This is a genomic window from Pantoea sp. JV6 (assembly GCF_025910055.1).
Lineage (GTDB): Bacteria > Pseudomonadota > Gammaproteobacteria > Enterobacterales > Enterobacteriaceae > Pantoea > Pantoea agglomerans.
The window spans coordinates 427,377-442,645 of sequence record NZ_JAPCIM010000004.1; the positions used below are offsets into that span (position 1 = coordinate 427,377).

At 56.9% G+C, this 15,269-nt stretch carries 11 protein-coding genes; 5 read left to right on the forward strand and 6 right to left on the reverse strand.

Annotation, left to right across the window (positions count from 1 at the left end):
- Positions 1-29: 29 nt before the first annotated feature.
- The gene (malI, locus tag OK412_RS08955; protein ID WP_033779241.1) at positions 30-1,055 is read right to left on the reverse strand and encodes a Mal regulon transcriptional regulator MalI; all 1,026 of its coding nucleotides are present in this window, start codon (positions 1,053-1,055) and stop codon (positions 30-32) included.
- Positions 1,056-1,229: 174 nt separating this feature from the next.
- On the opposite strand from malI, the gene malX reads away from it, so the two are divergent.
- The 3 genes from malX (at position 1,230) to add (ending at position 5,147) form a co-directional block, all read left to right on the forward strand.
- Entirely contained in the window at positions 1,230-2,819 is a 1,590-nt protein-coding gene (gene malX / locus OK412_RS08960) for a maltose/glucose-specific PTS transporter subunit IIBC (RefSeq protein ID WP_031292964.1), read from the forward strand.
- Between the two features lie 16 nt (positions 2,820-2,835).
- Positions 2,836-4,008: a MalY/PatB family protein gene (locus OK412_RS08965; protein ID WP_264353089.1), complete on the forward strand. Its 1,173-nt coding sequence runs from the start codon at positions 2,836-2,838 to the stop codon at positions 4,006-4,008.
- 143 nt (positions 4,009-4,151) lie between these two features.
- Positions 4,152-5,147: an adenosine deaminase gene (add, locus tag OK412_RS08970; protein ID WP_052272060.1), complete on the forward strand. Its 996-nt coding sequence runs from the start codon at positions 4,152-4,154 to the stop codon at positions 5,145-5,147.
- 397 nt (positions 5,148-5,544) lie between these two features.
- Here add and OK412_RS08975 read toward each other — a convergent pair whose 3' ends face one another.
- The 5 genes from OK412_RS08975 to OK412_RS08995 all read right to left on the reverse strand — a co-directional run bounded on the left by OK412_RS08975 (position 5,545) and on the right by OK412_RS08995 (position 11,287).
- A complete protein-coding gene (locus OK412_RS08975; RefSeq protein ID WP_010670085.1) occupies positions 5,545-6,591 on the reverse strand; it encodes an oxidoreductase in 1,047 nt (348 codons plus the stop codon).
- Between the two features lie 102 nt (positions 6,592-6,693).
- Positions 6,694-7,611, reverse strand: coding sequence for an arabinose operon transcriptional regulator AraC (gene araC, locus OK412_RS08980; protein WP_003853440.1), 918 nt, complete (start codon positions 7,609-7,611; stop codon positions 6,694-6,696).
- Between the two features lie 76 nt (positions 7,612-7,687).
- Positions 7,688-8,671: an L-arabinose ABC transporter permease AraH gene (gene araH, locus OK412_RS08985; RefSeq protein WP_010245363.1), complete on the reverse strand. Its 984-nt coding sequence runs from the start codon at positions 8,669-8,671 to the stop codon at positions 7,688-7,690.
- Positions 8,672-8,683: 12 nt separating this feature from the next.
- Complete coding sequence (gene araG, locus OK412_RS08990) at positions 8,684-10,204, reverse strand: L-arabinose ABC transporter ATP-binding protein AraG (RefSeq protein WP_010245364.1); 1,521 nt, start codon at positions 10,202-10,204, stop codon at positions 8,684-8,686.
- A gap of 99 nt (positions 10,205-10,303) precedes the next feature.
- Positions 10,304-11,287 (reverse strand): arabinose ABC transporter substrate-binding protein, encoded by a 984-nt coding sequence (locus tag OK412_RS08995; RefSeq protein ID WP_010245365.1) that lies wholly within the window; start codon positions 11,285-11,287, stop codon positions 10,304-10,306.
- 365 nt (positions 11,288-11,652) lie between these two features.
- On the opposite strand from OK412_RS08995, the gene OK412_RS09000 reads away from it, so the two are divergent.
- A complete protein-coding gene (locus OK412_RS09000) occupies positions 11,653-13,356 on the forward strand; it encodes a ribulokinase (protein WP_264353090.1) in 1,704 nt (567 codons plus the stop codon).
- Positions 13,357-13,558: 202 nt separating this feature from the next.
- Complete coding sequence (gene araA, locus OK412_RS09005; RefSeq protein ID WP_010670082.1) at positions 13,559-15,058, forward strand: L-arabinose isomerase; 1,500 nt, start codon at positions 13,559-13,561, stop codon at positions 15,056-15,058.
- Positions 15,059-15,269 lie beyond the last annotated feature (211 nt).

A 15,269-nucleotide genomic window follows, 5' to 3' on the forward strand; every position in this document is an offset into this window, starting at 1 on the left:
CTTTAAAGGCGACCTCCGGGTCGCCTTTTTTATGCCGAGCCGCGAATAACCAGCTGCGGCGGCATAATCACGTTCTGCCGGGCGGCATCCGGTTGCGCTATCCGTTGCAGGATACGCTCAGCTGCCACACGGCCAATCTCCCGGGCTGAACTGGTGACAAACGTCAGCGGCGGATCGGTCAGTTCCGCCTGCGGTTCATCGCCAAAGCCCATCAGAGCCAGCTGCTGATCGTAATAGCTGTCGACTGCACCCCGGGCGAATGTTCGCCCGGTGCGCAACAACCCAAAATAGCATCCCAGCGCGGTAGTGGCGTTATAGGCCAGCACGGCAGTCAGCCGCGGATGGTGCTGAAACAGCTGTACCGCCGCGTCAGCCGCCTCTTTTTGCGTGTTACCGCATTCAATAATCCACTCCGGCCGGAACGGCAGCCCATATTGCAGCAGGGTGGCGCAGTAGCCGCCAAGACGTTCTGCCCGGGTCAGTGATGCGCTATGGCCGCCCAGCCAGGCAATGCGCTGATGCCCCTGACGAATCAGGTATTCTGTGGCCAGACGCGCAGCCTGAGCATTATCGGGGCGGATAGCGTCCACCTCCTCCAGGCTACTGGCGCGCGCGGCACAGACTAAGGCCATATTCACCTCTCTGGCCCGTGTCACAATCTGGCTGGCCTTATCGGCACCGCCTCCCAGCACCACGCCATCCACTCCCTGAGCGACCAGTGACTCAAAGCAGCGATGCAGATGCTGTCCCTGGGCGCCGCTCTGCGTCAGGAACAGCAATTTGCCCTGCTTCTCCAGCGCTTCACTCAGACCTGCCGTCATTTCGGCATAAAATGGCTGGCTGAGATCGCGGACGATCAAGCCAATCACGCCACTCTCACCCCCGCGCAGCATGGTTGCCGAACGGTTACGTACGAAACCGAGTTGCTCAATGGCCTCGTTCACGCGCGCCATGGTGGCCGCAGAGATCCGTCCTTTGCCGGATAACACCAGCGATACCGTGGTCACCGACACGCCCGCCGCCGCCGCAACATCATTGATGGTGATTTTACTCATCAGATTACTCAACTGAACTACAGCATTAGAAAACAAGGTAAAACGTTACACCTTATGACGTCAGAATTATATCGTCCATGACCTGAAGAGTGTGATTCAGCGCGCATAAGATCCAGGTAAAACGTTTTATCATCCCGCCACTTCACTCAGTGGTCCGTTTATCCAGGAGCGTTCATGTCACCCTCTCACCAAAAAATGTCCGTCTGGGAATTTTTCCAGAGTCTGGGCAAAACCTTTATGCTGCCGGTTGCCCTGCTTTCCTTCTGCGGCATCATGCTCGGGATTGGCAGTTCGCTGAGCAGTCGTGATGTCCTGACCCTGTTACCTGTGCTGGATCACCCCTGGCTGCAATATCTGTTTCTCTGGATGGCCAAACTGGGATCGTTCGCCTTTAGCTATCTGCCGGTGATGTTCGCCATTGCGATTCCGCTGGGTATGGCGCGCGAGAACAAGGGCGTGGCAGCGTTTGCCGGCTTTGTGGGGTATGCCGTGCTAAACCTCAGCATCAACTTCTGGCTCAATATCCACGGCATTCTGCCAACCACCGATGCCGCCCTGCTGAAAGCTAACAACGTTCAGCCGATCCTGGGGATCCCGTCGATCGATACCGGCATTCTGGGCGCGGTCATTGTGGGTATTGTGGTGTTCTGGCTGCATGAGCGCTTTCATAATATCCGACTGCCCGATGCGCTGGCTTTCTTTGGCGGCACCCGGTTTGTGCCAATTATCACCACGCTGGTGATTGGTTTACTGGGACTGGTCGTCCCGCTGATCTGGCCTTTTTTCGCACGGGGCATCACCGGATTAGGCTGGATGATTAACAGCGCGGGTGATTTCGGCCCGATGATTTTTGGTACCGGCGAACGTCTGCTGCTGCCGTTTGGCCTGCAGCATATTCTGGTCGCCATCATGCGCTTTACCGATGCAGGCGGCACACTGGATGTGTGTGGCAAGAGCGTGAGTGGTGCCTTAACCATTTTCCAGGCGCAGCTCGCCTGCCCGGAAACCCACGGTTTTGCTGAAAGCGCGACCCGCTTCCTGTCACAGGGTAAAATGCCTGCCTTCCTGGGTGGTCTGCCAGGTGCTGCCCTGGCCATCTATCACTGCGCTCGCCCGGAGAATCGTCATAAGATCAAAGGCCTGTTGATCTCCGGTGTGGTGGCCTGCGTGGTCGGCGGCACCACCGAACCTATCGAATTCCTGTTTCTGTTTGTCGCCCCGTTCCTCTATCTGATCCACGCCCTGCTGACCGGCGTTGGCTTCAGCATCATGGCGATACTGGGCGTCACTATCGGCAATACAGACGGCAATATCATCGACTTTGTAGTGTTTGGTGTGCTGCACGGGCTGTCGACCAAATGGTACTGGGTACCCGTTGTCGCAGCGATATGGTTTGTTGGTTACTACCTGATTTTCCGATTCGCCATTCTGCACTTCAATATCAAAACACCGGGCCGCGAAGTGGAAAGTGCCAGTGCGGTTGCGCAGCAGGTCAGCAATGCCGGTAAAGGTAAATCTGGCTATAACTCACCGGCTATTCTGGCGGCACTTGGCGGCGTGGAGAATATTACCTCGCTGGATAATTGTCTGACGCGTCTGCGTCTGACCCTGGCGGATATGAGTAAAGTAGATGATGCGGCGCTGAAAGCCAACGGCGCGATAGGTGTGGTCCATCTTAATCAGACCAGCCTGCAGGTGGTTATCGGTCCACAGGTGCAGTCGGTGAAAGATGAACTGTCACACCTGATGAATGTCCCTGCCTGATGTGCCGGAGTCGATAATGTTTAACTTTGACGAAGTCATCGATCGCCGCGGCAGCTGGTCGACCCAGTGGGATTTCGTGGCTGACCGCTTTGGCGTCCCCGATCTGCTGCCGTTTACCATTTCGGATATGGACTTCAGAACTGCGCCAGCGGTTCAGCAGGCGCTGACGCAGCGCGTAGCACACGGCGTGTTGGGTTACAGTCGCTGGCAGCATGATGATTTTCTTTCCGCCTGCTGCCACTGGATGTCCAGCCGTTTCGGCTACCAGCCCGATGCTGACAGCCTGGTTTATGGCCCATCGGTGATCTATATGGTGGCGCAGATGCTGCGCCGCTGGAGCAACCCGGATGATGAAGTGGTGCTCCACACCCCCGCCTACGATGCTTTTTATAAAACGGTACGCGGCAATCAGCGACAGGTGCTGGAGATGCCGCTGCAGCGGGATAATGGTAGCTGGCGATGTGATATAGCCGCGCTGGAGACGCGCCTGGCGCGCCCGCGCTGCAAAATCCTGTTGCTCTGCAGCCCGCACAATCCCACCGGCAAAGTGTGGACAGCAGCTGAGCTGCACCAGATGGCGGCGCTCTGCGATCGTCACGGCGTGCGGGTGATCAGCGATGAAATTCATATGGATATGATAATGGGTAATCAGCCCCATACTCCGTGGGCCAGCGTGGCGCGCAGTGACTGGGCGCTGTTTACCTCGGCGTCGAAAAGCTTCAACGTGCCGGGACTGACCGGTGCGTGGGGAATTATCCCGGATGCGGCAGACAGAGCCGCCTGGTTTCAGGCGCTGAAAAATGCTGACGGCCTTTCGTCGCCGGCCGTTCTGGCCGTCACGGCACACGTTGCCGCCTACCGACAAGGCGCACCCTGGCTGGATGCCCTGCGCAGCTATCTTTATGGTAATTTCATACTGGTTGCCAATCGGCTTAACGCTGAGTTTCCCGCACTGAACTGGCACATTCCCGAGGCGACCTATCTCGCCTGGCTCGATATCAATCCGCTGGGCATTCCAGAAGAGGCCCTGCAACAGGCGCTGATCCAGCAACGGGTCGCAATTATGCCCGGATCGACCTACGGTGATGCAGGCAAAGGGTTTTTGCGTCTTAACGTTGGCTGTCCGCGCAGCAAAGTTGATGAGGGCGTTTCACGCCTGATTGCGGCGATCCATCAGTTGCAGGGCTGACATTAACCGGCGAGGCAACCATTGCTCGCCGGTTATGCGTAATTAAGCAGCATCCGGCGCGGCTGTTGCGCAAATAGCTGGCGCTGTTGCGCAAGATATTTTTATAATGCTCTGCACTTCACCGACAACTGAGCGAGTGCGCCATGATCGATTCTAAAATTCCTCTGACTGATATTCACCGCCACCTTGATGGCAACATCCGTGCACAAACCATTCTCGATTTAGGTCGCCAGTTTAACCTCGCCCTGCCTGCTTCCACGCTGGAGACGCTGCGTCCGCATGTGCAGGTCGGCCAGAATGAGCCTGACCTGGTGAGTTTCCTGCAGAAGCTCGACTGGGGTGTAAAAGTGCTGGGTGATCTGGATGCCTGCCGCCGGATCGCGCAGGAGAATGTCGAAGATGCCGCCCGCGCGGGCATTCACTATGCTGAACTGCGTTTTTCCCCTGGTTATATGGCGATGACCCACAACCTGCCGATTGCCGGTGTGGTTGAAGCGGTAATTGAGGGTGTGCGCGCAGGCCGTCAGCAGCACGATATCGACGTGCGTCTGATCGGTATTATGAGCCGTACCTTTGGCGAAGATGCCTGCCTCAGCGAACTGGAAGGTTTGCTTGCCCATCGTGATCACATCACCGCGGTCGATCTGGCGGGTGATGAGCTGGGCTTCCCGGGCAGCGAGTTCCTGAGCCACTTTACCCAGGCGCGCGATGCCGGTTTCCGCGTGACCGTCCATGCGGGCGAAGCGGCCGGACCCGAGAGCATCTGGCAGGCGATTCGGGAGCTGGGTGCAGAACGTATCGGTCACGGCGTGAAAGCGATTGAAGATCGCGCGCTGATGGATTTCCTGGCGGAGCACCGTATTGGTATTGAATCCTGCCTGACCTCCAATATCCAGACCAGCACCGTGCCATCACTGGCGCAGCATCCGCTGAAGACCTTCCTGGAGCATGGCATTCTGGCGACGATTAACACGGATGATCCGGCGGTTCAGGGCATTGAACTGGCGCATGAGTATCATCACGCCGCTCCGGCTGCCGGTCTGAGCGCGGCGCAGATTCGTCAGGCGCAGGAAAATGGTCTGACGATTGCGTTCCTTAGCGAAGCAGAGAAAGCGGCTCTTTGCGCACGGGTGCAGTAATCCTGAAGCGTAGCGACAAAAAACGGGCCGGATAACCGGCCCGTTTTTATAGTGAGGAGCTCAAGGGACAGGTGGCTTTAAGACCGAGCTTGCACAGGGAACAGGGTCAGATCGGAAAGACGCAAAAGCCGCCATCCATGGCACGCTCGGCCCACGCAATTACGCACCTCATCCCTGAGGTGCGCCCGTACCGGGCCAACGCGTTGCGTTGTTCAAAAACGCTCCCGGCGTTTTTGTCCATGGCGTGGGACGCTTTCCTCTTCTGACCCTGTTCCCTGCACGTTAAGTTAGTTAGTTGCGGCCAGAATCGTTCTGAGTGGGTTGTGGCAGCAGAGTGACGGGCCGGATATCCGGCCCGTTTCGCTTTTTTACTTATTGCGTTTTAAGCACCGACCGATTAAACGCGCTTCAGCGACATCGTCTGGCGTTTCTCGGCGGATTGCAGACCTAACTCGATCAGCTCCATCACATGAATCGCCTCTTCCGCTGTCACCGGATTGTTACCACGTCCGGCAATCGCATCGCGGATGCCCGCATAGTAAGCGGGATAGTTGCCTGGCTGGGTCAGCTGGGTCGTTTCGGTCAGGGAATCTCCGTCAACCAGCGTCAGAGTGCCATCACGCATGTCATAGCCCCAGTCTTCCTGCGGCGGGAAATCACCTGACTTCAGGCGATCTTCCTGTGGATCAAGACCATATTTGACGTAACTGCCGCGCGTGCCGTGGACGGTATAACGGGCAGATTCTGCCGCGACCAGCATGCTGGCGTGCAGCACGACACGGCGCTGCGGATAAGTCAGCGTCGCGTGGAAGTAGTCGGTAGTCTGCGCGCCCGGACGCATCTCGGCCAGATCAACCGTGATAGCGACCGGCGGGCCAAACAGCTGCAGCGCCTGGTCCAGCAGATGCGGCCCCAGGTCATACCAGATTCCGCTGCCTGCGCCTTTCATTTCACGCCAGCGATTACGCACTTCCAGACGGAAGCGGTCAAAGTGCGATTCGAAGTAGCGCACTTCACCCAGCGTACCGGCCTCAATCAGCGATTTCAGCGTCAGGAAGTCACTGTCCCAGCGGCGGTTGTGGAACACCGACAGCAGCAGCCCTTTGGCTTTTGCCAGCGCATCCAGTTCACGTGCCTGTGACAACGTCACGGTGAAAGGCTTATCGACCACCACATGTTTACCGGCGTTCAGCGCTGCTTTTGCCAGCGGGAAGTGCGTGTCGTTCGGGGTAGGAATAACAATCAGTTGCAGCGTCGGGTCGTCCAGCAGCGCCTGAGGGTCGGCCACCACCTTAACGGCAGGCCAGTCGGCGTGGACTTTGCTGGCGTCGCTACTGGAAATGGCTGCCAGTTCGACGTCTGGCGTCCCCGCAATCAGCGGGGCGTGAAACGTTTTACTGGCAAAACCGTAGCCGATCAGACCAACACGTAATTTATCGCTCATTTGGATTCCTCTCAGAGCCTGATTGACCAGGCTCTTAGTTGATAACCTGATTGATTTAAGACTATTAACCAAATGACGACAAGCCGGAATTCCCCGAAAAAACTAAGAGATAGCACTTCGCGCCAGCGGCCAGGCGGTCTGAGCAGCCAGGCTGTCGTGCGCATCCTGATTACGGCGGCGGAAGTCGCTGGGACTGACGCCGACCCGCTTGCGGAACACCCGCGAGAAGTAGAGCTGATCGTCATAGCCCACTTCACGTCCTACCGAGGCGATCGGCTCCTGGGTGGTCTGCAGCAGCAGTTTCGCGCGGATTACACGCTGATCTTCACGCCAGCGCAGCAGGTTCACGCCCATCTGCTCGCGGAACAGGTGCGCCAGCCGCGACGGTGACAGACAGACGTGGCGCGCCACCTCTTCAATCTTAACCTCACTGGCGAGATGGTTGGTGACGTACTGGCAGGCTTCAATCACGCGTGGATCGCGAATTAACTGATGGCTGCGTGGATCTTCTTCAACGGCGCGCAGCAGCAGCCGCTCCAGCAGGTTCATCGCCAGCTCTTCTGCAAAGCGACGGCCCGAATTGTGGGTCTGTTCGATACTGGCAAACAGGCGATCAAATTCGCCGCGCAGCGATTCAGGCAGCAGCAGTCGTCCCACGCCCTCCTGCTCATCCTGCCAGCGTAGCCAGTCGTGCCAGTAGGCGCGCGGACGGAAATAGACCCAGCGGTGAAACCACTGCGGGCTGTCCGGCGCGCGACCATAATAGTGAGCCGTTTTCGGCTGAAACAGCAGCATTTCGCCAGGTTCGCAGTCAAATGCCCGCTCGCCGTCAAATACCCGCCCTTTACCTTTGATAGTGAGATTCAGAATGTAACCTTTCATGCCGTGCGGGCGATCGATAAAGAAATCGAGCGGACCATCGGCGGTGATCGGCGTCAGCCCCGCCACCAGCCAGGCATTGAATGAATAGCCCGGCAACAAGGGGTTTTGCTGCTCGGCCGGTAATTCGCGGTGATACATAGCGTCCTCACTCAGTCTGTTATTGTTCGGATAGCCCGCAGAGGCTTCTGCCTCTGCGGACCAACGGCTCGCTCAATCAGGCTTTTTTCTGTTTGTAACGGTCAAAAATCACCGCAGCTAACAGTATCAGACCGCGTACCACATACTGTGAGAATGGCGAGATATTCAATAAATTCATCGCATTCTCTACCGTGCCGAGGATCAGCACCCCTGCCACCACATAGGAGATTTTACCGATGCCGCCCTTCAGCGAAACGCCACCCAGCACGCAGGCAGAAATCACCACCAGCTCATAGCCGATGGAGGTCATTGGCTGGCCGCTGGTCATACGTGACGCCAGAATGATGCCCGCCGCCGCTGAAACCAGACCGGAGAGGATAAAGATGATGATGCGGGTGCGCACCACCGGCACACCGGCCAGACGTGCGGCTTCTTCATTGCCGCCAATTGCCAGGGTGTTACGGCCAAAGGTGGTTTTGTTGAGCAGGAAGCCGAAGATCAGCATGGTGGCCAGAGTCAGCCAGATGGGAGCGGGCACGCCAAGCCAGTTGGCAAAGCCCAGTTCGAAGAAACGCTCATCTTCGATACCGACCGCTTTACCGTCAGAGAAGATATAGGCCAGGCCGCGGACAATCTGCATGGTCGCCAGCGTGGTGATCAGCGCATTGATCTTGAGTCGGGCAATGACAAAGCCGTTGATAAAGCCGGTGATCATACCGAGAACCAGGCCGGCACCCACGCCAATCCACAGGCTTTCGGTCATGTTAATCACCACGGCGGTAACCACACCCGCACAGGCGATGACGGAAGCGACCGACAGGTCAAAATCACCGGAAGCCAGACAGAACAGCATGCCGCAGGCGACCATGCCGGACATCGACATTGCCAGCCCTAAGCCTTTCATATTGATAAACGAGCCGAAGTTCGGCACAAAGATCGCACAGACAATAAACAGCAGTGCAAATACCACCAGCATGCCGAAGTTGTCCCAGATGCGACCTAACTGCAGGCCGCCGCGTGAAGCGGGCTGCGGCGTATTTGAGGTCGTGGATGAAGCCATGATGATCTCCTGTCAGGCCACGGCGGCCGCTTGAGTGGTTTTGGGCATCGCCAGGCTCAGCGTCTGCTGCTCCGTGGCGTCGTCGTGTAGCAGTTCACCGGCAATGGCACCTTCGCGCATCACCACGATGCGATCGGCCAGGCCCATCACTTCCGGTAAATCGCTGGAGGCGAACAGCACTGCAATGCCCCGGTTCGCCAGCTGATAAATCAGGTTATAGATTTCATGTTTGGCACCGACATCGATACCGCGCGTTGGCTCATCCAGCAGGATCACTTTCATATCCTCTGACAGCCAGCGTCCCAGAATCGCCTTCTGCTGGTTGCCGCCGGAAAGGTTCATGATCAGCTGATCGGCGCTGGGCGTTTTGATGTTCAGCGAGCGGATATGGCTGTCGGCATTTTTATTTTCCCAGCCGTTTTTAATCAGGCAGCCCGCAGTAAGGTTATGACGACGGGCGCTGATGTTGATGTTGTCGCGCACCGAATGCACCGGAATAATGCCCTCGGCTTTGCGATCTTCCGGGCAGAGCATGATGCCCGCACGGATGGCATCGATCGGCTCCCGCAGCGGCAGCGGTTTGCCGTCCAGAATCACCTGACCGCCGCGCAGACGCGTGCCGCCAAACAGCCCTTTCAGCAGTTCACTGCGACCGGCACCGACCAGGCCAAACAGGCCGACGATTTCACCGGCATGGACTTTCAGCGAAATCGGCGTCCGCACGCCCTTCGCTTCGACCTTGTCCAGCTCCAGCCGCACCGCGCCTTTGGCACGCGGTGAATAGCCATAGATATCACCAAGGTTTCGTCCCACCATCGCCTGCACCAGATCGTCGTGATGGGTGTTAGCCATATCGGTAAACGTCCGCACGTAGCGGCCATCTTTAAAGACGGTGATGGCATCGCTGAGGGCGAAGATCTCCTCCATGCGGTGTGAAACGTAGAGCACCACCCGGCCCTCCTCACGGAGCTGACGGATGACGCGGAACAGGTTGTCGATTTCACGCGCCGACAGGGAGCTGGTTGGCTCATCAAAGGCGATAATACGCGCGTTACGCGCCAGCGCTTTGGCAATCTCCACCATCTGCCACTGCCCCAGCGACAGATATTTCAGCGGCATATCGGGATCGATATCCATGCCGAGATTTTTCAGTTGCAGGCCCGCCTCAAAACGCATCAGCTTACGGTTGACCAGCCCATGTTTGTGCGGGATCTGACCGAGATAGATGTTCTCTGCCACGCTCATTTCCGGCACCAGATGCAGTTCCTGGTAAATAATGGCGACGCCCGCGTCCAGCGCATCGGTGGTGCGCTGAAAGCTCATCGGCTGGCCTTTAATACGAATCTCACCGCCGCTCGGCTGATAACTGCCGCTGAGTATTTTTAACAGCGTCGATTTGCCTGCGCCGTTCTCGCCCATCAGAGCATGGACTTCACCGCCACGGCAGTCGAAGGAGATATCCTGCAACGCTTTGACGCCAGGGAAGGTTTTACTGATGCCATGAAACGACAGAAATGCTGAATCAGTGTTCATGTTTTTCCTCACTCTTTCGCGCCACCGGCCGGTTATGGCGGGCGGCGCGAAATTGGCTATTAAGGATGCCAGGCGACAAACTGCCTGGCAGGCTCAGGGTTACATCAGTCCTTTTTTCGCCAGTTCAGTTTTGAAGTTGTCACGGGTGATCAGCACCACATCGGTAACTTCGGTGAATTTCGGTGGCTCTTCACCTTTGCTGACCCAGTTGTAGAGCATCTGGCTGCTTTTGTAGCCGTGGATATCCGGGCTTGGCAGCAGCGATCCGTAGAAGCCGGTTGCCTTCTCTTTCGACAGTTCACTGATGGCATCCACGCCGTTGATGCCGATACCGATGACGTCAGCGGCTTTAAAGCCCTGACCTTCGGTCGCACGCACGCCGCCCAGCACAGTGTTGTCGTTCATGCCGACAATCAGCCAGTGTTTGACTTCAGGATGCTGAACCAGCAGAGAGTTACCGGCGTCAAACGCGCCAGGGATGTCGTTAGATTTGGTGGGGACCTGGTAGATCTGCGCTGCCGGGAAGCCAGCGGCTTTGATCGCGTCCATGGAGCCGCCGGTACGACGACGAGCGGTGTCGAGTTCGTTAGCGGTAATCGCCATCACGCCGGTGGTTTTCACATCCCAGCCGCGTTTCTGCATCTCTTTATAGAGTTCCTGACCCTGACGCTCACCAATTTTGGTCGCAGCCATCATCACCAGCGGCACGGTATCCATTGGTTTGCCTTTGGCGGTGACGAACTGGTCATCGACCGCGATGACTTTCAGACCGTAGCCACGCGCTTTTGCCATGATGGCAGAGCCGAGTTTCGGATCGGGCGTACAGATAACAAAACCTTTCGCGCCGTTAGCCGCCAGGCTGTCGATGGCATTCAGGGTTTTTTCACCATCCGGCACGGCAATTTTAATGACATCAAAGCCAAGATCTTTGCCCGCTTTGTCGGCGAATTTCCATTCAGTCTGGAACCAGGGTTCTTCTGGTTGCTTGACTAAGAATCCCAGCTTCATGGTCTCGGCGATAGCGGATTGTGACATAACCGCTGCCAGGCCGATGGCCGCGAACGCTTTAGTGAATTTATGCATGATGCTCTCCGGTACCAGGTTATTTTTCGCTGCTAATAACGAATCGGTGTAAACGCTACCAGTTTGTTTTGTTTTGTGGGTACAGCCATAAATCAGTGCGTTAGGCTGGCATGTGCTGACAGACTGTCCAGACGCTGGGCTAGTTTTAGCGGTATTAGCGAAGAAAAATGTAGAGCGGTATCACATCTTAAAATCACGACAAAATGATCCATATATTCAGCAAATTTAACCGGACCTTAACTTTTGCAATGGATCACAAAATCACTGCCGATGACAGAAAAGTGCATATTGTCAGCCAGCGATGACTAACTGATTTGGCGCGCCGAACCCAGGATACAGGAGTTAACTAACTACAGGAGATTCCGATGCGTGCTGGAGCCATCACCCTTGGGCTGGACTTTGGTAGTGATTCGGTGCGTGCGCTGGCCGTGGATTGTCATAGCGGCAAAGAGCTGCAGAGTGCGGTGTTCAGCTATCCGCGCTGGCAACAGGGCTTATACAGCGATCCGCACACTAACCGTTTTCGTCACCATCCACAGGATTACATCGACGCCATGGAGCAGGCGCTGCTCGGCGTGCTGAATGCACTGAGTGAAGATCAGCGCAACGCCGTGGTCGGCATTGGTGTTGACAGCACCGGTTCGACCCCTGCCCCTATTGACCGCGACGGCAACGTGCTGGCGCTGCGTCCGGAGTTCGCCGACAACCCCAACGCGATGTTTGTGTTGTGGAAAGATCACACCGCTATAGAAGAAGCGGAAGAGATCAATCAGCTGTGCCACAGCGGCCGCTTCCTGGATTACAGCCGCTATATTGGCGGGATTTACTCCTCGGAGTGGTTCTGGGCGAAGATTCTGCACGCGTCGCGTGAAGATGCGGCCGTGCGTGACGCCGCTGTCTCCTGGGTCGAACTGTGCGACTGGGTGCCAGCCCTGTTAAGCGGCACCACCGCACCTGACAAATTGCGCCGCGGCCGCTGTGCGGCCGGGCACAAGGCGCTGTGGCACGGCGACTGGAACGGCCTGCCCGATGTGGATTTTCTCAATGCGCTGGACCCGCTGTTAACGCAACAGCTCGACTCTCCCCTGTTTACCGATACCTGGACCGCTGATCTGCCTGTCGGCACGCTTAGCCCTGAATGGGCGCAGCGTCTTGGCCTGACACAAACCGTGACGCTTTCGGGTGGCGCATTTGACTGTCATATGGGCGCGGTCGGTGGCGGTGCCAAACCCTATACCCTGGTGAAAGTGATCGGCACCTCGACCTGCGACATCCTGATTGCGGATACTGAAAAGGTCGGCGATCGCGACATCAAAGGCATCTGTGGTCAGGTCGATGGCAGCGTAATGCCAGGCGCTATCGGGCTGGAGGCGGGTCAGTCTGCCTTTGGTGATATCTACGCCTGGTTCAGCCGTTTACTGGGCTGGCCACTGCAGCTGGCGGCGCAGCAGCATCCGGAGCTGAAGCCTCAGCTGGCTGAGATGCAAAAAAGTCTGATTAAAGATCTGACCGAGGCCTGGGCCGCAAACCCGCAGCTCGACCATCTGCCGGTGGTGCTGGACTGGTTTAACGGTCGCCGCACGCCAAATGCCAATCAGCGGCTGAAAGGGGTGATTACCGACCTCAATCTGGGCACCGATGCCCCCGCGCTGTTTGGTGGTCTGGTCGCCGCCACCGCATTTGGCGCACGCGCAATTATGGAGTGCTTCGAACAGCAGCAGATCCCGGTCGAGAGCATTCTGACCCTGGGCGGCATCGCGCGGAAATCCCCGGCGATTATGCAGGCCTGCTGCGATGTGATGAACCGCCCACTGGATATCGTCGCCTCTGACGAGTGCTGTGCGCTGGGTGCGGCCATTTTCGCCGCCGTCGCCGCCGGTGTGCACGCCAGCGTTCCCGACGCCCAGCAGGTGATGGCCAGCCCGATTGCCGTGACGCTGCAGCCCGATCCGGCGCGCGTCGCCCGCTATCAACAACTTTATCAACGCTATCAACAATGGTGCGTGGCGGCTGAACCGCAATACGCCGCACGCCCCGCTTCCGCTAAGAGCCTATCTCAGCAGGCGTAATGTTGCAGGCAGTCTGGACACGGACAGCGCGGAACAATCCGTAGTACACGGAGTACGTGAGGATTACTCGCTACGCTCGCCCTTTCAGGGCCGCCCTGACGGGCGTTCAGGTTGCTAAAGCAGCCTGTGTGAGCACTGCCCAGGTTCAGACTGACAAATAAAATAGCCTATTGAGGTAGGCTCAAAGTAAAGGAGTGATTTTATGGAACAGTCAAACAGCTACAGCGTGTGGTTTGTCATCGGCACGCAGCACCTCTACGGGGCGGAGACGTTACGCCAGGTTGAACAGAATGCACGTCAGGTGGTAGAGGGTTTAAATCAGGCCGGTTTACCGCTGCGTCTGGAGCTGAAACCGCTGGTTAAGTCACCGGATGAAGCGCTGGCTCTGTGTCGCGACGCCAATTATGACAAGGAGTGCGTCGGTATTATTACCTGGCTGCACACCTTCTCCCCGGCCAAAATGTGGATCGGTGGTCTGAGCGTGCTGAATAAGCCGCTGCTGCAATTCCATACCCAGTTCAATGCGGAGATTCCGTGGGACAGCATGGACATGGACTTTATGAACCTGAACCAGACCGCACACGGCGGCCGCGAGTTCGGTTTCATCGGCGCCCGTATGGGCCTGCAGCACAGCGTGGTGACCGGTCACTGGCAGGATAGCGCCAGCCAGCAGCGCCTCGGCAACTGGATGCGTGCAGCACTGACAAAACAGGCCAGTCAGCAGCTGAAAGTTGCGCGTTTTGGCGACAACATGCGTGAAGTGGCCGTGACCGAAGGCGATAAAGTCGCCGCGCAGATTCAGTTCGGTTATTCGGTGAATGGCTGGGGCGTCGGCGATCTGGTTGAGGTGATCAATGGCGTCAGCGATGGCGACGTGAATGCGCTGGTCGATGAATATGAAAGCCTTTATCGCTTTACCGATGTTGCCGCTTCCGGCGGCGAAAAGCGTCAGAACGTGCTGGATGCCGCGCGCATCGAGCTGGGTCTGAAGCGTTTCCTGGAAGCAGAAGGCTGCCACGCTTTCACCACCAACTTCCAGACGCTGCATGGCATGACGCAGTTGCCAGGTCTGGCGGTTCAGCGTCTGATGGGTCAGGGCTATGGCTTCGCAGGTGAAGGTGACTGGAAGACCGCTGCGCTGCTGCGCATTTTCAAAGTGCTGGCAGGCGATCGCAAAGGTGGCACCTCCTTTATGGAGGATTACACCTATCACTTCTCACCCGGTAACGATCTGGTTCTCGGCTCGCATATGCTGGAGGTCTGCCCGTCGATTGCCATTGAAGAGAAGCCATTGATCGATGTGCAGTTCCTGGGCATTGGTGATAAAGCCGATCCGGCGCGCATGATTTTCTCAACGCCAGCGGGTCGCGCGATTAACGCCAGCGTAATTGATATGGGTGATCGTTTCCGTCTGCTGGTTAACGTGGTGGATGCTATCGAACAGCCGAAACCGCTGCCGAAGTTGCCGGTTGCGCGCGCACTGTGGAAAGCCCAGCCGTCACTGGCAACGGCATCCGAAGCGTGGATTCTGGGCGGCGGCGCGCACCATACGGTGTTCAGCCAGGCGCTGACGCTGGATGATATGTATCTGTACGGTGAGATGAACGACATTGAAGTGCTGGTGATTGATGAGCACACGCGTTTACCTGCGTTTAAAGACGCACTGCGCTGGAACGAAGCGTATTACCGTTTGAAACGTTAATAACTAAAGGGCGCTGTTCAATTTTTTAATTAACAGCGCTCTTAAGTAAGTTAATGAAACGGCCGACGCAGGATTATGCGGCATCAGTTTTTGATAAATACTGTGCTATTCAGTCGGGAATTGAAAATCCCATGCGGCGAACACCTTAATTCACTGCTCGTTATCTACCCCTTATTAATACTTTCTCGCATGTTTTTAAAAGCAATGATCA